The 17,823-nt window shown below is 37.8% G+C and carries 16 protein-coding genes and 1 pseudogene; 16 read left to right on the top strand and 1 reads right to left on the bottom strand.

The annotated features are described in order from the left end of the window. Positions 1-8 precede the first annotated feature (8 nt). The 9 genes from IGK53_RS06695 to IGK53_RS06655 all read left to right on the top strand — a co-directional run bounded on the left by IGK53_RS06695 (position 9) and on the right by IGK53_RS06655 (position 8,834). Positions 9-788, top strand: a complete 780-nt coding sequence (locus IGK53_RS06695; RefSeq protein ID WP_002313784.1) for a PTS mannose/fructose/sorbose/N-acetylgalactosamine transporter subunit IIC — start codon at positions 9-11, stop codon at positions 786-788. Between the two features lie 14 nt (positions 789-802). After that, the gene (locus IGK53_RS06690) at positions 803-1,615 is read left to right on the top strand and encodes a PTS system mannose/fructose/sorbose family transporter subunit IID (protein ID WP_002309306.1); all 813 of its coding nucleotides are present in this window, start codon (positions 803-805) and stop codon (positions 1,613-1,615) included. Between the two features lie 52 nt (positions 1,616-1,667). Next, on the top strand, positions 1,668-2,645 hold the full coding sequence (locus tag IGK53_RS06685; RefSeq protein WP_002313783.1) for an SIS domain-containing protein: 978 nt from the start codon (positions 1,668-1,670) through the stop codon (positions 2,643-2,645). 105 nt (positions 2,646-2,750) lie between these two features. After that, complete coding sequence (locus IGK53_RS06680) at positions 2,751-5,519, top strand: sigma 54-interacting transcriptional regulator (protein ID WP_002329185.1); 2,769 nt, start codon at positions 2,751-2,753, stop codon at positions 5,517-5,519. A gap of 11 nt (positions 5,520-5,530) precedes the next feature. Continuing rightward, positions 5,531-6,166, top strand: a complete 636-nt coding sequence (locus tag IGK53_RS06675) for an HAD family hydrolase (protein ID WP_002309302.1) — start codon at positions 5,531-5,533, stop codon at positions 6,164-6,166. A 76-nt stretch (positions 6,167-6,242) separates the two neighbouring features. Further along, positions 6,243-6,521, top strand: coding sequence for a hypothetical protein (locus IGK53_RS06670; RefSeq protein ID WP_073357538.1), 279 nt, complete (start codon positions 6,243-6,245; stop codon positions 6,519-6,521). A gap of 37 nt (positions 6,522-6,558) precedes the next feature. After that, positions 6,559-7,200 carry a YfbR-like 5'-deoxynucleotidase gene (locus IGK53_RS06665; RefSeq protein WP_002288886.1) on the top strand — a complete coding sequence of 214 codons (642 nt, stop codon included), beginning with the start codon at positions 6,559-6,561 and terminating at the stop codon, positions 7,198-7,200. Between the two features lie 42 nt (positions 7,201-7,242). Beyond that, positions 7,243-7,935, top strand: coding sequence for a carbonic anhydrase family protein (locus tag IGK53_RS06660; protein ID WP_002316248.1), 693 nt, complete (start codon positions 7,243-7,245; stop codon positions 7,933-7,935). Continuing rightward, positions 7,932-8,834 (top strand): LysR family transcriptional regulator, encoded by a 903-nt coding sequence (locus tag IGK53_RS06655; RefSeq protein ID WP_002329186.1) that lies wholly within the window; start codon positions 7,932-7,934, stop codon positions 8,832-8,834. The genes IGK53_RS06660 and IGK53_RS06655 overlap by 4 nt, the downstream gene beginning before the upstream one ends. Positions 8,835-9,015: 181 nt before the next feature. Here IGK53_RS06655 and efbA read toward each other — a convergent pair whose 3' ends face one another. Continuing rightward, a complete protein-coding gene (efbA, locus tag IGK53_RS06650) occupies positions 9,016-10,722 on the bottom strand; it encodes a fibronectin-binding protein EfbA (protein ID WP_002313779.1) in 1,707 nt (568 codons plus the stop codon). Between the two features lie 188 nt (positions 10,723-10,910). On the opposite strand from efbA, the gene IGK53_RS06645 reads away from it, so the two are divergent. The 7 genes and pseudogenes from IGK53_RS06645 to IGK53_RS06615 all read left to right on the top strand — a co-directional run bounded on the left by IGK53_RS06645 (position 10,911) and on the right by IGK53_RS06615 (position 17,688). Next, entirely contained in the window at positions 10,911-11,534 is a 624-nt protein-coding gene (locus IGK53_RS06645) for a hypothetical protein (RefSeq protein ID WP_002309297.1), read from the top strand. Positions 11,535-11,982: 448 nt separating this feature from the next. Next, positions 11,983-13,032 carry a tryptophan ABC transporter substrate-binding protein gene (trpX, locus tag IGK53_RS06640; RefSeq protein ID WP_002329188.1) on the top strand — a complete coding sequence of 350 codons (1,050 nt, stop codon included), beginning with the start codon at positions 11,983-11,985 and terminating at the stop codon, positions 13,030-13,032. Continuing rightward, positions 13,029-13,910, top strand: a complete 882-nt coding sequence (locus IGK53_RS06635) for an ABC transporter permease (protein ID WP_430604668.1) — start codon at positions 13,029-13,031, stop codon at positions 13,908-13,910. The genes trpX and IGK53_RS06635 overlap by 4 nt, the downstream gene beginning before the upstream one ends. A gap of 2 nt (positions 13,911-13,912) precedes the next feature. Then, positions 13,913-14,683, top strand: coding sequence for an ABC transporter ATP-binding protein (locus IGK53_RS06630; protein ID WP_002309294.1), 771 nt, complete (start codon positions 13,913-13,915; stop codon positions 14,681-14,683). Between the two features lie 279 nt (positions 14,684-14,962). After that, positions 14,963-15,817, top strand: coding sequence for a shikimate dehydrogenase (gene aroE / locus IGK53_RS06625; RefSeq protein WP_430604667.1), 855 nt, complete (start codon positions 14,963-14,965; stop codon positions 15,815-15,817). A gap of 177 nt (positions 15,818-15,994) precedes the next feature. After that, a complete protein-coding gene (locus tag IGK53_RS06620) occupies positions 15,995-17,158 on the top strand; it encodes an LCP family protein (RefSeq protein WP_430604666.1) in 1,164 nt (387 codons plus the stop codon). Between the two features lie 118 nt (positions 17,159-17,276). Continuing rightward, positions 17,277-17,688: pseudogene (locus tag IGK53_RS06615) on the top strand (VOC family protein). Positions 17,689-17,823 lie beyond the last annotated feature (135 nt).

Raw genomic sequence — 17,823 nt, 5'->3', positions numbered from 1 at the left:
TTTACGTTATGTTGTTTCAATCGATTGCCTTAGGTCTGGTCGGAATCATGTGCATCTTGGACTCTAGACTACTAGGGAGGATGAATTTTGAACGGCCTTTAATCGTGAGTACGTTAGTTGGGTTAGTATTAGGTGACTTGGAAAAAGGTTTGTTGGTTGGTGCTTCTCTGGAATTGATGTCGCTTGGTCTGGTAAATATCGGAGCAGCAGCGCCACCGGATATGAATATGGCGTCCATTATTGCTACAGCTTTTGCTATTCTATCTGGCTCCAATGCTGAAACTGCTCTGACTATTGCCATTCCAATCTCTGTATTAGGACAAATGCTTGGAATATTGATGCGGACGGTACTCTCAAATCTGACACATTGGGCAGATAATTTAATCAATGAAGGAAAGTTCAGCAGAGCACGACGGATCCACATAATCTATGGTACGGTCTTATATTCACTGATGTATTTTATCCCTATCTTTTTAGCTGTTTACTTTGGAACAGATTTAGTGAAAAATATCGTGAGCAGTATCCCAGTATGGTTGACAAATGGTCTGACTTTAGCAAGCAAAATTTTACCAGCATATGGTTTTGCTTTGTTGTTACAAACGATGTTGACGAAAAAAATGATCCCGTTTTTATTACTTGGTTTTCTAATCACAGCTTACTCCGGATTAAGCATCACAGGTATCGCAGCTTTTGCTTGCATTGTGGCCTTTGTGATGGCACAAGTCAAATTCAATGGTAAAGATAATAGGACAGCTGTAAGCGAACCTGATCCTTTAGATGATTTATAGAAAGGAGTTTTTTTATGACTAAGAAAGATCAAAATAGTTGGAAGTATTGGCAATTTTTCTGGCGTTCGTGGGCAATACAAGCTTCGTGGAATTACGAACGACAAATGAATATGGGATTTATGTATGGTATCGCACCAATCATCGATAAAATCTATGACAAGCCAGAAGACAAACAAAAGAAAATCGATGCTTATGAGCGGCACATGGCTTACTACAATTGTACGCCGCAAACAAGTTCATTCGTTTTAGGACTAACAGCATCTATGGAAGAACAATATGCCGAAGATCAAGAGAATTTCAATCCGGAAACCATCAGTGCTTTGAAGACTTCGCTTATGGGCCCTTTGTCAGGAATCGGAGACTCTTTCTTCCAAGGAACCATACGTGTTTTGGCCTTTGGCTTTGGAATCAATCTCGCTCAGCAAGGTAGTATCTTAGGCCCTATCTTGGCCATTATCATCTCCTTCATTCCGTCCTTTTTCGTTACATATTATGGCGGAAAAATTGGTTATAATACTGGGAATAAATATTTAGCGAAACTGTATCAAGAAGGTTTGATGGATAAAGTGATGTATGTTTGTACGATTATCGGTTTGATGGTCATTGGAGCCATGATTGCTAGTATGATTGGGATCACCACGCCGCTAAGATTCGGCAAGGCGTTTGTTTTACAGGATGTTTTAGATAATATCATGCCCCAGTTGATTCCTTTAGGGCTGACGTTTTTTATGTATTGGTTGTTGCAAAAGAAAGTTCGGACCGGTTTGATGCTCACTATTTGTATCGCTGGTGGTGTTTTACTAAGTTTATGCGGGATTTTTAATTAAGGGACCAACCTAATTTAGGTTAAAAATAAATAGTATGAGGAGGAATTCAAACATGAATTCAACATTAAGTCCAAAAGATATCGTCAAAGAAATCATCGCGAACAAAGAGGTGGAGTCCATCGTATTTGTCGGCTGTGGTGCATCGAAAGCAGATCTATATCCAGCAAAATATTTTTTAGAACAAAACGCAAACAAATTACGTATCAGCCACTTTACGGCAAATGAATTCAATTATGCGACACCTCGCTCGATCAACGATCATACTGTAGTTATTTCAGCTTCATTGGGAGGTACGACTCCTGAAACTGTTCAAGCTAACGCAGTAGCGAAAGAACAAGGTGCCACAGTTATTAGTTTAACACATAGCGTAGATTCTCCGTTAACGAAAGACGCAGACTATGTGATTTATCATCGTTTCACAGAAGATTACGCAGCAAAACTAGAAAAAACAGGTTACTGCTTAGAACTTGCAGTTGAACTACTAAATCAGATCGAAGGATATAAAGACTACGATAAGATGATGGATGGTTTCGACAAAATTTATGATTTGTCGCAAGAAAGTGCAAAGGGAGCACGTCTACAAGCAAAAAAATTCGCCGAACGTTTCAAAAATGAAAAGGTGATATATGTTATGAGTTCAGGAGCGACTCATGAAGTTGCGTATTCCACTTCTATTTGTTTAATGATGGAGATGCAATGGATTCACTCTGGTACTTTCCATTCTGGTGAATTTTTCCATGGTCCATTTGAAATCACGGACAAAGACGTACCATTTATCTTATTGATGAATGATGGTCGTACGCGTCAAATGGATGCCCGAGCACTGACTTTTTTGAATCGTTTCGATGCAAAAATAGAAATCGTAGATGCACTGGATTGGGGACTGTCTGCCCACATTGCGAAAGAGGTTCTTGATTACTTCAATCCATTCGTCATCACAGCAGTATTCCGCGTCTATGCAGAAGAATTAGCTGAAGTACGCCAGCATCCACTGACAAAGCGTCGTTATATGTGGAAATTAGAGTATTAAACTAGAGCTGAGGCCAAGTGCCTCGGCTTTTCTTCCCTTGCATTGAAAAGGGTTTCTTATTCTCGTACAATTGATTGAGCAAGAGTAAATTGGGTGGTGTTGATCATGAACAAAAAAGTAGAAAAATATTTAAAAGAGCTGACAAAAAATTACAGTGAGCATCATGCAGAAGATTTTTCAGCTTTATCAATTAGCGAAAATGTCGGTTTGAATCGAAGTACAACAAGCTTCTACTTAAATCAAGGAATGAAAGAAGGAGTATTGGTCAAGGTCAAGAGTTACCCCGTCTCTTTTTTACATGTTGAAGCTTTAGCTGAACTTGGCATTTTTCACAGAGAATCTGAATATGAAACTTGGGAAGACTTATTTGCAGCAGAAAAAGCCAATGCATTAGAAACGGTGATTGGAGCAAATGGCAGCTTAAGAGAAGCAGTTGATCAAATAAAAACAGCAGTACTTTATCCTGGGAATGGGTTACCTATTCTTTTATCGGGCAATAGCGGTTCAGGAAAAACATTTTTAGCAGAAAAAATCTATGAATATGCTGTAGCAGAAAAGGTCATCCCAAAAGATGCTCCGTTTATCTCTTATAATTGTGCCCAATATTTCAACAATCCTGAACTCTTGTCTTCTGCTTTGTTTGGCCATGTCAAAGGAGCATTTACCGGAGCAGAAAAAGAACATATTGGATTGATAGAAAAAGCTGATAATGGCGTATTATTTTTGGATGAGGTTCACCGCTTAAGTGATGAAGGGCAAGAAAAGCTTTTTACATTTATGGATACAGGAGAAATTTCACCGATGGGGGACAATGCAATCAGACATAAAGCAAACGTCCGTATGATATTTGCAACAACTGAGAATGTCTATCAAACATTTTTGCCGACCTTTATTCGCCGTTTGCCAGTGATTGTCATGTTGCCGAATTATGAACGTCGTCCGCAATCAGAACGTATGCAACTGATAGACACATTTTTTATCAATGAAGCGAATATTTTGTCAAAACGCATCGATGTAAGTTATCAACTAGTGGACTTTTTGCTTAATAGTGACTTAGAAGGCAATGTAGGGAAGATAAAGAACATCGTGAAATATGTCTGCGGTAGTGCGTACGCCAAAAACCAAAATAGTCTGTCTATTCGAGTTCGTTTGAAGGATCTTCCAACTGAAAATACCATGCAGGTTCGTTTGAAGGATCTTCCAACTGAAAATACCATGCAGCTAAAAGAGCAGCTAAAAAAAACGATTAAAGCTTTACCAGACCGCCAATATTTGCCGCATACAGCTAACCAAGTCTTTTTAGAATCTTCAGAAGTCAGGCAAATCAGACAGTTATTTGAAAAAATAGTGCAAATGTATCAAAAAGTTGAAAAGCAAGAATTAATGATCAAAGATTTTATTGATCATACGGTAAATCGAATCAATCATTTGATGGACGAGTTTATTTTTAAAGATAGTTATTCGAAAGAAGAATCATTTTATTCTGTACTAACCTATCAGATACGAGAAACTTTTGATTGGATGCATGAAAACTACGGATTGGAACAAGATGGTAATCGTGTGATTGCCCTAGCACAGTATCTCTACCATAAAAACAACACAGATATGATTGCAGAAAATCATGAATGGCAAAGTGTCAAAGACAAGTTGTTAGAATTGGTTTCGAGTTCCATAGATACTTCTTATTGGTATGCTAAAAAAGTACTAGGACATATTTCTCGACAATTAGATCAAGATTTTAAAGAGGAAGATTTGATTTTTATTTCCTTTTATTTTCATGGGTTGCAGATCACGCTAGGAGAAAAGAAAATCAAGAGTATCATTTTAGCTCATGGTTATTCTACTGCTAGCAGTATGGCGAACGTAGGCAATCGGATACTGAAGCAGAATATCTTTCAAGCTTATGATATGCCAATCAATATCACGTTAGCTAAAGTAGAAGAACAAGTTATTCGCTTTATCAATGATCATCAAACGGACGCCGGGTTGATTTTATTAGTAGATATGGGGTCGTTGAACGAAATCGGAAAAAAGCTAGCAGATAAAATACGTGGTCCACTGCTGATTATCGATTATGTCTCTACGCCTCTTGTATTGGAGATTGGGCAGTTGATTCAAAGACAAATGTCTATCGCAGAAATCAGCCAAAAAATCGATATAGAAAACAAAGTAAAAAAACAACTAATACTACCAAAAAAAGAAAAAACACAGGCAATCTTAACTTGCTGTTACACCGGAATAGGTTCAGCTACTCAAATACAAGAGATTTTGGAATCTTGTTTAGAAAATCATTGCAAAGAATTGACGATTATTCCGTATGATTACAAAAAATTGCAAAAAAATAAAATGTATGAGGATCCTTTCCAAATATATGAAGTATTGATGATTGTAGGAACAGAAGATCCCAAAATCGAACAGGTTCCTTATATTGGTCTTGATCATTTAATTAACGGTGAAGATGTTGAGAAGTTCATTTCAATTCTACAAGATTATTTTGACATACGTGATAAAGATTTAAAAGAACAGCTGATGTTCAGTTTTTCAATTAATAAAATCATCGAAAATTTAACGATTTTGGACGCAACCAAACTGTTGCGTTTAGTGCAAAGTGCTGTATCCGTAGCTGAGGAAACCTTAGAGATCACTCTATCTAATAGTAAGTTGTTTTTACTATACCTACATTGCTGCTGTATGATTGAACGAATTTTAAGGAAAGAAAGTGTGGATGAACAAGAAGATATAGAGGAATATACGACTCAAGCAGGTGCAGAAATGGAACAGATCCATCGTGCCTTTTTCGAAATAGAGAGTGAGTATACTATCAAGATTTCCACGTTGGAATTACGATTGATTCATGAAATTATTTATGGATAGGAGGAAGGTTTGTGAATTTAGGCATGATTTTTGATATGGATGGTGTCTTAATTGACTCAGAAAATTTTTATTTTGATCGACGTATGCAATTTTTCAAAGAAAAAAACATCCTACCAGGTTCGACGAATAAGTTGGATTTCGTTGGACTGACAGAAAATGGGATTTGGGAAGTATTGGTCTCAGAAAAAGACCAACGAGCTGATCTTAGAAAAGAATACCTTGCGTACCGGGAAAAACATCCTATTGACTTTAAAATAGCACTGCGAAAGGGTGCGGAAGACATCTTGGATTATTTAAAAAAGAAAAGTATCAAAATTGCTCTTGCTTCTTCTTCTCCTCAAAGAGAAATCGACAAAATGCTGACACAGAATGCTTTAGCACCATACTTCGATTTTGTCATTTCAGGAGAAAAGCTATCTAAAAGCAAACCACATCCAGAAATTTATCAAATCGCAGTAAATGCATTGGATGGTAGACATTGCATCGCAGTAGAAGATTCTCCTGTTGGTATTGCGTCAGCAAAAGCAGCTAATTTATATACGATTGCATTAAAGCAAGATCTGCCCCTTGATCAGGCACAAGCAGATATCGTGATTGATGACTTGAACGATATCATTCAAATAATCGAAACTTACGATATAGATTGATTCAACTATCTGAAAAAGATTTAAATGCCCCGAAACTTCGTGAAATTTTTGAACAAGAATCTTAAGCATATAATTAATTGATTGTGAGAAAAAATGGCTATCAATCGATATAAAAACAATCCAAAAACTGATTGCGAAAAGCATCTTTTCATCAGATATGAAAAGAAACTTCTATCGTGATCAGTTTTTGATTTTTGCAAAATTTATTTTGCTAAGACTAATTAGCAGAGAAAAGAGAATAATCTCTTCTCTGCACTCTATTCTATCGAGAGTTTCTCTATTTTTTGGTAAGCGAGCTGTTGCGAAAATGGAAAAGAGCGGAAATGTTGCGAATGTCAGTTATTTAATGATATGATATTCGGAAAAAGAAATCTCAAAGGGAGGTAACTTTTATGGGATTGAATGAATTTATTTTAGGATTGAACAATTTAGAGACGATCACAAGGGCACCTGGTTTTTTTAAATATACGGAGCATACAGTCGCAGCACATTCGTATCGTGTAGCATCTATTGCGCAAGTTCTAGGAGACATTGAAGAAGCAAATGGGCAGCCAATTGATTGGAAACTGCTCTATGAAAAATCACTGAATCATGACTACACAGAACGTTTTATTGGTGATATCAAAACACCAGTGAAATATGCAAGCAAAGAATTAAGAGGGATGCTGCAAACAGTTGAAGAAAAGATGACGGACGAATTCATCAATCAAGAGATTCCAGCTGAGTTCCAAGAAGTTTATCGCCGTCGGTTGTTCGAGGGAAAAGATGAAACTGTAGAAGGAGAACTATTAGCCATTTCAGATAAGGTTGACCTTCTTTATGAGTCTTTTGATGAAATCATCAAAAATAATCCAGAAAAAGTTTACAAGGAGATGTTCATTGAGGCAGTGACGACTATCAAAAGCTTTGAACATCGGCCTTCTGTTCAGTATTTCTTTAAAGAGATATTTCCGGAACTATTGAACCAGGAATTTTATGGAAAAGAGGCGTTTTTAGAAACTGTCTCAACGATTGTAAAGAAAGAAGAAAAATAAAAACGATATGAGATGCAGGGGGAAGTATAGTTGAAAAAGAATATGGATGTCGAATGGGGCTATTCTGGAGACAGAGGTCCGGAAAATTGGGCGAATTTATGTGATTGGTTTGCGAGAGGTGCGGAATTTCCGTTGCAGTCACCTATTCATTTAACAAAAGGTGAAGAAATAAAAATGAAAGGAGAGACACTTTCGTTTCATTATCAAAAGCAACGCTTCACTGACAAGGAATTCAAAAATACGATTCATTTAGTACCTTTTGATCAACTCAGTTATGTAGAGTTCAAGAAAGAACGCTATTATTTGACAGATATTCATTTCCACTTACCATCAGAACATATCATCGACGGGAAACAGGAAGATATTGAGTTTCATTTTGTTCATATGAACAGCAAAAAAGAGAATCTGGTCGTGGGCGTCATGTATCAGTTAATGGAACAGGAAGGTTGGTTTTATAATCAAGAAAATGGAGAGAGATGGAATTTAGAAAAACATGAACACTGGGTAAATCCAGATGTCTTTTTTCCAGAGAAAAAAAGCCATTTTCATTATGTAGGTTCATTGACAACTCCACCTACCAGCGGACCAATCCAATGGTTTGTGATGGATCATGTAGAAAAATTGAACCAAGAGTTTCTTCTACCCTTCAAAGGGCAGTATGCACAGCCGAACAACCGACCAATTCAACCCTTGAATGGAAGAGAAATTTATTATTTTGAGGAGTTTGAGCAATGAATATTCAACAAATGAAATATGTGGTCGCTGTGGCAAATAATGGTAGTTTCAGAGAAGCTGCAAAGAAAATGTTTGTTTCACAACCAAGTCTTTCAGCTGGTATCAAAGAATTAGAGACCGAGTTAGGAATCACGCTATTTACTCGAACGAATCGAGGTGCATATTTAACAGAAGAAGGACAAGATTTCTTAAATCGTGCCGAAAAAATCTTGGTTCAGCTTGATACATTAGAAAGTCACTATCTAACGAGTGAAAAGAGAGAGAATTTTTCAATCGCTGCCCAGCATTATGATTTCTTAGGTCCTTTGACCGCACAGCTACTCGAGGAATTCAAAGATGAAATCAAACAATTTCGGATCATGGAGACGACGACGGCGAGAGTGATCGAAGAAGTCAAAGAGCAGCACAGTGAAATCGGCATTATTTATATGAACGAGCATAATCAAGTTGGTATCAGAAGATATTTGCAACAAGGAGAACTAAGTGGCCGCAGCATTGGAAAATTTAAAACACACATTTTTTTAAGGCATGGACATCCGCTAGCTACACACGCAGAGATCACAAAAGAAGAATTGTTATCTTATCCTCAAGTTCGTTTTACACAGGATGGAAATAATTTTCCGTATTTTTATGAAGACCTTATCGAGATTCCTGATCAAGAAACAGTGATCTATACCAGTGATCGAGGGACTTTGATGAATATCGTTCTTGAAACTGATGCGTACGCTTCAGGGTCTGGTATTGTGATTGGAGGAATTCGTGAGCACTTGCGGTTAATTCCTTTAGCAGAAGGCGAGCTAAATGAATTTTATATCATTTATTCGGCAAAGCGCCCGCTCAGTGAAATCGCTCAAAGATTTATCAAAGAGCTTCCTCGGTTACTGGACCAACAGAATTAAGAAAAGCAGACGGAACATCTGACTGATATTAAGTAGAAAGAACAGCCAAACAAAACAGTTTATGCGAAATAAGGGGTTGTGACACGAATTTTGTCACAACCCCTCTTTTTATAGAAAGCAATTTATAACTGATTGCTTTTATGAAAAAGTACGAAAATATGATTCTAAGAAAATACATTCATTACCCGTTTTGTTTCATAGCTATAATTTTCTCTTCTTCTGGTGTCACGATGACTGTTTTCTGATTTTCATAAATGACGTAACCAGGTTTGGCACCATTTGGCTTGCGGATATGCTTCACTTGTACAAGATCAACTGGTACTTGGGCAGAATATCGATATTTTGAAAAATAGGCAGCTAACTCGGCAGCTTCGGTAATTGTTTCATCTGAAGGTTGATCACTTTTGATGATGACGTGCGAACCAGGGATATTTTTTGCATGGAGCCAATAGTCGGTTTTCTTAGCTGTTTTCATTGTCAGCTGGTCATTTTGAAGATTGTTTTTACCAACAAGAATGAGCGTTCCGTCAGAAGAAAAGTATTGATCAGGCTGAGATGGTTTCTTTTTCTTTTGTTTTTTCTGTGTCTTCTTTTTCAAATAGCCCTCAGCAGTCAATTCTTCTTTGATTGCTTCGATATCCATCGGACCGGCAATTTCCAGTTGAGACAAGACAGATTCAAGATATTGAATTTCATCTTTGGCTTCTTGGATTTGTTCGCCAATCAACTTAACGGCGTTCTTCAGCTTTTGGTATCGATGAAAATATTTCTGTGCATTTTGATTTGGCGTCAACGCCGGATCTAATGCTATTTTGATTGGCCGGTCTTCTTCATAATAATTAGGTAAAACAACTTCTTTTGCGCCACGTGGTACTTGTGTCAGAAAAGTAGTAAGTAGTTCGCCATCTCTACGGTAATTCTCAGCGTTTTCGGATTCTTTGAGTGTTTGTTCACGTTTTTTCAATTTATTTTTATTTCGTTTTAGTTCATTTTCGATTTTTCGGATCAGTTCTCCGCCTTGTTGTTTTGCCCGATCTTTCTCCGCTTTTTCGTGATAATAGCTATCTAATAATTGACTGAGTGTTGGATAAGTTGTCACAGCAGATGCTTGTTCGGAAAATACCTGATAAACAATCGGCGTAAAGAAATCTTTATTTGTCGTTTCGTAAAAAGTAGGGTCTGGGTGATTGATGATCGATGAGAAAAATTCGTCCCAAACAACCATTTTTTCATTAGGACGTTCAAGCAATCTCTTGGTCAGCTCTTGAGCAGTATCGAAACCGATTCCCTGAAACTGATATTGGATTGCTTTTGGTTCTAGTTCAGTTTGAGAAAGTCGCTGAAAGATTTTTTCTTTATCGGAGCTAAATGGGTTCAAGACCTCTTGTTTTGGCGGAGCAATGTATTCTACGCCGGGAAGCAAAGAACGATAAGTGTTTTGAGAGCTTCCTATGTGTTTGATCGCGTCCAATATTTTTCCAGTTTCTTGATTAACTAAGACGATCGTACTATGACGCCCCATTAATTCAACGATCAATATGATATTCTGTAAATCGCCCAACTCGTTGCGCTTAGCAAAGTGAAAATGGATCACTCGATCGTTTTCGATTTGTTCGATGCTTTCTAAAATAGCACCATCCAAATACTTTCGAAGCATCATCACGAAGTTAGGCGGATTATCAGGATTCTGATAATCGATTTGGGTAATCTGTACACGAGCATAACTAGGGTGCGCAGATAATAATAATCGATGGTTTTTGCCGCGTGAACGAATCACCAGCACGATTTCATTTTCATAAGGCTGATGGATTTTCGAGATCCGGCCAGATAGTAACGTTTCACGCAATTCGTTGACCATCGCATGGGTAAATACACCATCAAAGGACATGGTTCATTCCTCATTTCTTTTCATAAGTATATTCATTATAACGAAAAAAAGAAGAAAAACCAATTTGGCCGAATAGTGAAGTAAAAGTCTAGAAAAAATTGGACTAATTACATAAAAAACAGTGTTTTTATCGTTGAAATCCAAATTTTTAGGTATAATAAAAAATAGGAGAAAAAGTAGAAAAGAAGGTGTTTGTTATTTGGGAAGCAGTTAAATCGAGAGTACAAGAAATGAATGATCATTTCTCAGTGTCATTCGCAGAAAATCCAATTAAGTATTTTCGACGTCTTGTGTTTCTGCTCATCTTATCATTGCTACTAACAATTGCGATGTTTTTGTTGCCGGAAAAAATCCGAGAAGAGCAAGTAAATAGTCTCGTTTATTCATCCATACCAACTAGCAAATTAAAACCTTTTGATTACAGTCAAGCGGATCAGAAAATCAAACAAAGCCGAGCGATATCGGTGATGTTCAGCAAACCGAACGGGAAAACCTATCAGGATATGCTGGATGTCTTTAATGACCCTGAGCTTATGGAAGAATTGAATCGACCGATCTTTTATTATCCGATCGTTTATGACGTACATGAACTGGAACAAAAATATAACATACGAACGGATGAAGTGACATTTATTTTCTTTGATGGAGGAAAAGAAGCAAATCGGATAACTGCGGGTAAGGGAGGAATAACTGATTTTGATAAGGAGTTGATCCCTGAGCTGAATCGACTACCGTTAGCCAATATCAAACAATTAGAAGAAGAAATGGATAGAACAGGAACAGCTTCCCCAAATGCCGAGACTGCTAATTGAGTTGTTAACGTGATGAAATGGTGGCTCTATATAGCGCTATTTTTAATTATCAGAACAAGTGATGTTTGATCTTCAAAATAACAAATGAAAAAAATAAAAAATATAGTTGACGAAATTCAAAAATTCGATTAGACTTAAATCAATTCTTAAGGAAAGGGTGACCTGTAATGAACTTATCAAAACGTATTTCAGCAGAGAACAAAAAAAATTGGCGCAGATGGCGTAGATAAGTTGTATTAATGGTGAAACTTTCCCATAGATACAACTTTTTAGAGTGCATTTCTAAAGCTTGTATCTATGCTAGACATGAACATTGACTGCCGCATAGATCCTATCTATGCGGTTTTTTGTGTAAAGACAATGACCGTTTTGGCCATTGTCTTTTTTTGTAGACTGGATACTTGCCTGATTTTAATAAATAAAAAGATTGACTTTGCAGGAGGAAAAAATGAAAAACAAACGTTTAATAACAGTTGTAGTAATTATTTTAGTTTATTTAGCAGGTGCATTTATTTATGGAAAAGCCTCAGGAGAAAAAGAAAGTACTTCGACGAACCAGACAAAAAAAACAACAGTTGTCGGGGTATTGCAATATGTGAGCCATCCGGCATTAGATGAGATTTATCGAGGGATCAAAGATGGTCTGAAAGAAGAAGGATTAAAAGAAGGAGAAAATCTTGAAATCAAATTTCAAAATGGACAAGCCGATCAGAGCAAGCTAGCCACAATGAGTCAACAGCTAGTACAATCCGATCCTGATGTTTTGATCGGAATCGCAACGCCTGCTGCTCAATCATTAGCAAACACGACTTCGTCGATTCCCGTTGTATTAGGTGCTGTAACGGATCCTGTGGGGGCTGGATTAGTTGGTTCTTTAGAGAAACCTGGTGGAAACGTGACAGGTGTTTCTGATCAGCCACCTGTTGCTTCACAAATCAAGCTTGCTTCTGATTTGCTGCCAAATGCAAAAAAAGTCGGGATCTTGTATGCTTCTTCGGAAGATAATTCAAAATACCAAGTAGCACAAGCGGAAGAAGCTGCAAAAAAAGAAGGGTTAGAAGCAGTAAAATATGCGGTGCCTTCCACTAATGAGATTGCACAAACGGTACAAGTGATGAGCCGACAAGTCGATTTTATCTATGTTCCATTAGACAATACGATTGCCAATGCTATGCAGACAGTGGTTAAAGAAGCGAATAAAGCAAATATCCCCGTCATTCCTTCTGTTGATACAATGGTAGAACAAGGCGGACTAGCAACAATCGGGATCAATCAATATCAATTAGGGCTTCAAAGCGGTAAGATGGCGGCAGAACTTGCGAGCGGAAAAGAAAAACCGGAAACGACACCTGTTTATATGTTTGATCAAGGGGATACAGTGATCAATCAATCTCAGGCTGATCACTTAGGAATCACTATTCCTCAATCGATGAAAGAAAAAGCCAAAATCATTACAGATGAGTCGCAACAAGAAACATCTAAGGAGGATGACAAATGATCGTATTAGCTATTTCACAAGGCATGCTTTGGGCAATATTAGGATTAGGGATTTTCATGACCTATCGGATCTTAGATTTTCCTGATATGACGACAGAAGGGTCCTTCCCATTAGGTGCTGCTGTCTGTGTGACAGCTATCACTCATGGGGTAGCACCGATTTTAGCTACGTTATTGGGCGTAGGTGCTGGTATGGTAGCAGGACTCATTACAGGGTTACTTTATACAAAAGGAAAGATACCGGTTATTCTAGCAGGGATTTTAGTGATGTCAGGATTGAACTCAGTTATTTTGTTTGTGATGCGAACACCCAATCTATCTTTATTGAATCATCCGATTCTACAAGACAGCTTTCATCGCTTTGGATTACCTGATTACTTTGACACAGTCCTTCTTGGCTTCATCTCTTTGGGCATCTTGATTGCTGTACTGCTATTCTTCTTCAATACAGATTTAGGTCAAGGCTATATTGCGACAGGAGACAACGAAACGATGGCTCGGTCGTTAGGGATAAAAACCGATCGTATGAAAATTTTAGGTTTGACTTTGTCGAACGGTGTCATTGCATTATCCGGTGCGCTGATTGCCCAGAATGACGGATATGCAGATGTAAATAAAGGGATTGGCGTGATCGTCATCGGTCTTGCTTCCATCATCATCGGTGAAGTGATTTTCCAAGAATTGACGCTAGCAGAAAGATTGATTGCTATTGTTGTCGGCAGTATCATTTATCAACTATTGATTTTAGTAGTAATCAAACTAGGGTTTGACACGACTTATCTGAAGTTGTTCTCCGCTATCATCTTAGCTATTTGTCTGATGATCCCGCAATTGAAGAAAGCACTGAACTTAAAAACGGGTTTTGAGAAGGAGGCATAGTAATGACAGATATATTGACAATCAAAAACGGCAGAAAAGTCGTAAACAATGGAATGAATGAAGAGAAAGTACTATTGGATGAAATCAACCTTACAATCAGAGAAGGGGACTTTATCACTGTTCTTGGCGGGAATGGTGCTGGAAAAAGCACACTGTTCAATACCATCGCTGGTACGCTTCAACTCAGTCAAGGATCGATCTCTTTTAAAGACCAGCTGATTACAAAAGATTCAGAAGAAAAAAGAGCACGATTCCTTTCTCGGGTTTTCCAAGACCCTAAGATGGGAACGGCTCCCCGGATGACTGTAGCAGAAAATCTGCTACTTGCACAAAAAAGAGGGCAAAAGCGGAAATTCCGTTTACGTAACTTGAAAAATCAAAAAGAAGATTTTTTCAGACTATGTCAAGAAGTCGGTAATGGCCTAGAACAACATTTGGATACTCCAGCAGGGGAATTATCTGGCGGTCAACGCCAAGCATTAAGTTTGCTGATGGCGACGATCACGGCTCCTGAATTACTGTTATTAGATGAACATACTGCCGCTTTAGATCCTAAAACAGCTAAAGCATTAATGCAGTTAACAAATCAGCGGATCAATGAACAAAAATTGACTTGTCTCATGATCACGCATCGAATGGAAGACGCCTTGAAATACGGAAATCGTCTGATCGTACTCCAAAAAGGAAAAATTGTTCAGGATCTTTCTGAAAAAGAAAAGCAACATTTGACAATGGGCGACCTTTTGCAGTTCTTTGAAGAAGTAGTAGATTGATTTCGACAGAAAGTCTCCTTTCAGTAGAAGGACTTGAAAACTCATTGACATCTTCCTTTGATTCATCCTATACTTAAAACAATAAACAATTGGAACATATTTGGGTGTTTTGTAGGATCACGTAGTCAATGATTTTAACAATTAAATAGAATATTCTTTGCTCTGACAAGTGAACGATGAGAAAAGAATTTGCTACTTTGCCACCTAGACGTTTCGTACTTTTTCGTATCAAACGCTAAGTGGCTTTTTTTATTGAAGTAAGAACAAAGGAGGAATAAGATGATTTCTGGACAAACCAAATTAGCTGGACTCTTTGCTGATCCAGCTTCTCACAGTTTATCTCCATTGATGCACAATACTGCTTTTGAAGCAAACAACATCGATGCGGTGTATTTAGCTTTCAAAGTAAACCCAATGAATTTGAAGCAAGCAGTCGAAAGTATACGAACTTTTGATATGTTAGGTGTGAACCTTTCGATGCCGAATAAAACAGCGGTTATTCCTTATCTGGATGAGGTAAGCCAGGAAGCACAATTGATTGGAGCAGTGAATACGATCGTGCACGAAAAAGGTCGTTTGATTGGCTATAATACCGATGGTGCGGGCTTCATGCAATCCGTACAAGAAGCTGGGATTTCGGTCAAAAAGAAAAAAGTGACTCTGCTGGGCGCTGGAGGGGCAGCAAAGGCAGTCACTGTTCAAGCGGCGTTAGACGGTGCTAAGGAAATTGTAGTTTATAAACGAAACAATCAAACATTCGCTCAAGTAAAAGAAACATTCGAACAACTCAGCTATCGAACTTCTTGCGAGATAAAAGTTCGTGATTTTGCCGATACGTATCAATTAAGAAAAGACTTGAAAGAAAGCTGCCTTCTAGTCAATGCAACAGATATCGGGATGGGAAAGAAAATCGATCAGTCACTGCTCTTAGATATAAACATGATGCATGAGAAACTAGCGGTTTTTGATTTGATTTATGCACCTAGAGAAACACGTTTATTAAAAGAAGCAAAAAAAGTAGGAGCAAAAGGATACAATGGACTTGGCATGTTGATCTACCAAGGAGCAATCGCGTTTGAATTATGGACAAAGGAAAAGATGCCGATCCATGTGATTGAAAAACTGTTTGATTAAAAAAGGATAATAGATAAAGATTTTTTATTCTCGCATAAACGGTCTCAAGAAAAGTAATTCTTTATGTATCGAAGCATTTATTTCGTTATTTTTTATTAAATTATCAAAAAATGATAAGCTTTTGTCGATTGGTTATCGTATCCTTTATTTATCAGTAAGAAACGAGGAGGAACCACAATGAGTCGGATGGATCGCTATAAGGACATCCATAAGAAGGCGAAACCTCTGAAGCGGGATACGGGGAGTATTTTTGCTAGAAGAGAACGAAAACGAACGCGTATGGGAAATGAGGAAGATGCTACCCGTATTTATGAAAGAGAGCAGCACTCATTTGAACATTTGAACCAACACGAACAACAGATATATAGAGATGCACCAAGAACAGAAGAACAACAAAAAAATAAAAAATTTTTCAATCGGCAAAAGAAGAACAAACCGTTGAAATCTCGAAGAAAGCGATCGTGGAAAAAAATCATTCTATCGATTTTGCTTGTTTTGATCCTTTATTCAGGTATCTCATTTTTTATTGGTAAATATGTAGCTGAACATGACACAAGCTTAGAGGCAGCGACTTCAGAAACCTTTCATGGGCAAAAAGCGACAAATGGTGCGCATAATATTTTGATTCTTGGGAGTGATACACGCGGAGAAGATGCTGGACGAGCTGATACGATCATGGTCTTACAGTTGGATGGTCCTTCCCATAAGCCGAAACTGATTTCTTTTATGCGTGACAGCTTCGTTACGATCCCAGGGGTAGGACAAAATAAGATCAATTCAGCTTATGCATACGGAGGAGCCGATCTAGTGCGTCAAACTTTAGTAGAAAATTTTGGAATCAATTGTCAATACTATGCGAAAGTCGATTTCAAATCGTTTGAAAAAGTGATCGATGCCTTGTTCATGAACGGAGTGAAGATCGATGCAGAAAAAGATCTGAATCTGGATGGTGTAGATATTAAAAAAGGGGTCCAGAAGATGGATGGACATGTTCTTTTGCAGTACGCACGTTTCCGAATGGATGAAGAAGGAGACTTTGGCCGTGTCAGACGCCAACAGCAAGTAATGAACGCTATTTTCAGCCAATTGAAGAATCCATTGAATCTGATTCGTGCACCTTATGCAGCTGGTAAAGCTTTAGGGTATACATCCACAGATGTCACTGCTTGGTTCTTGACGAAAAACCTCTTTTCGATTGCACGAGGAGCTGGTGGCATTGATCGAATAAGTGTGCCAGTAGACGGTTCGTGGAATTATGGGCAAAGTGATTATGCTGGTAGCATTCTTGAAATTGATAATCAAATGAATCAATCAGCTATTACAGATTTTTTGAATAAATGATCATAAAAAAGATTAAGAAGAAGTTGCGACAAGGCTTTTGTCATGAATCAATCAAACGATTCACTCGTAAAAAACGCTTTCTTATAATAGATTATAACCAAGAAAGGAGCTGTTTACATTGGATATCTATCTGAACTTCAAAAATGAGTCTCGTGAAGCCATCGCTTTTTATGAAAAAAGTTTTTGAGACTGAAGCATCAGGTATCACCACATACGGTGAAATGCCTAGAATAGAACAAATGAACTTGCCAGAAGAAGCAAAAAATCTAATCACGAATGCACGGTTGAACATTTATGATACATTAGTTATGTTTGCAGATATGCCAGAAAGAATTGGTCCTGAATTAGTTGTTGGAAATAATGTTTCTTTAGTCATCCAAACAAGAAATGAAGAAGAAACGAAGCGTCTATTTGAAAGCTTAGCTGAAGGTGGTAAGATTGAGATGCCGCTGGATGCTGTTCCGTGGGCTCAGTTGTATGGGATGGTAACTGATCGATTTGGCATCAATTGGCAGATTAACCAAGAGTGACAGCTAAAGATGAATATTTTCTAGAAACATCAAGCAGCAAACGGAACATCGTTTGCTTGCTTGATGTTTTTTGTGCCTATTTCGACTATACGGTATCTTTTTTTTATTGCCAGATGCGAAAATATGTTCCATAAT

This window comes from Enterococcus sp. DIV1224 (genome assembly GCF_050555455.1).
Classification (GTDB): domain Bacteria; phylum Bacillota; class Bacilli; order Lactobacillales; family Enterococcaceae; genus Enterococcus_B; species Enterococcus_B lactis.
Note: the sequence above shows the minus strand (reverse complement) of the source record. Positions and strands in the feature narration are given on the sequence as shown.

Excerpts from the sequence above, each read along its gene's own strand:
- IGK53_RS06695 (WP_002313784.1), top strand. The coding sequence starts at position 9 with ATGTTGTTTCAATCGATTGCCTTAGGTCTGGTCGGAATCATGTGCATC.
- IGK53_RS06690 (WP_002309306.1), top strand. The coding sequence starts at position 803 with ATGACTAAGAAAGATCAAAATAGTTGGAAGTATTGGCAATTTTTCTGG.
- IGK53_RS06685 (WP_002313783.1), top strand. The coding sequence starts at position 1,668 with ATGAATTCAACATTAAGTCCAAAAGATATCGTCAAAGAAATCATCGCG.
- IGK53_RS06680 (WP_002329185.1), top strand. The coding sequence starts at position 2,751 with ATGAACAAAAAAGTAGAAAAATATTTAAAAGAGCTGACAAAAAATTAC.
- IGK53_RS06665 (WP_002288886.1), top strand. The coding sequence starts at position 6,559 with ATGGGATTGAATGAATTTATTTTAGGATTGAACAATTTAGAGACGATC.
- IGK53_RS06660 (WP_002316248.1), top strand. The coding sequence starts at position 7,243 with ATGGATGTCGAATGGGGCTATTCTGGAGACAGAGGTCCGGAAAATTGG.
- IGK53_RS06655 (WP_002329186.1), top strand. The coding sequence starts at position 7,932 with ATGAATATTCAACAAATGAAATATGTGGTCGCTGTGGCAAATAATGGT.
- efbA (WP_002313779.1), bottom strand. The coding sequence starts at position 10,722 with ATGTCCTTTGATGGTGTATTTACCCATGCGATGGTCAACGAATTGCGT.
- trpX (WP_002329188.1), top strand. The coding sequence starts at position 11,983 with ATGAAAAACAAACGTTTAATAACAGTTGTAGTAATTATTTTAGTTTAT.
- IGK53_RS06635 (WP_430604668.1), top strand. The coding sequence starts at position 13,029 with ATGATCGTATTAGCTATTTCACAAGGCATGCTTTGGGCAATATTAGGA.
- IGK53_RS06630 (WP_002309294.1), top strand. The coding sequence starts at position 13,913 with ATGACAGATATATTGACAATCAAAAACGGCAGAAAAGTCGTAAACAAT.
- aroE (WP_430604667.1), top strand. The coding sequence starts at position 14,963 with ATGATTTCTGGACAAACCAAATTAGCTGGACTCTTTGCTGATCCAGCT.
- IGK53_RS06620 (WP_430604666.1), top strand. The coding sequence starts at position 15,995 with ATGAGTCGGATGGATCGCTATAAGGACATCCATAAGAAGGCGAAACCT.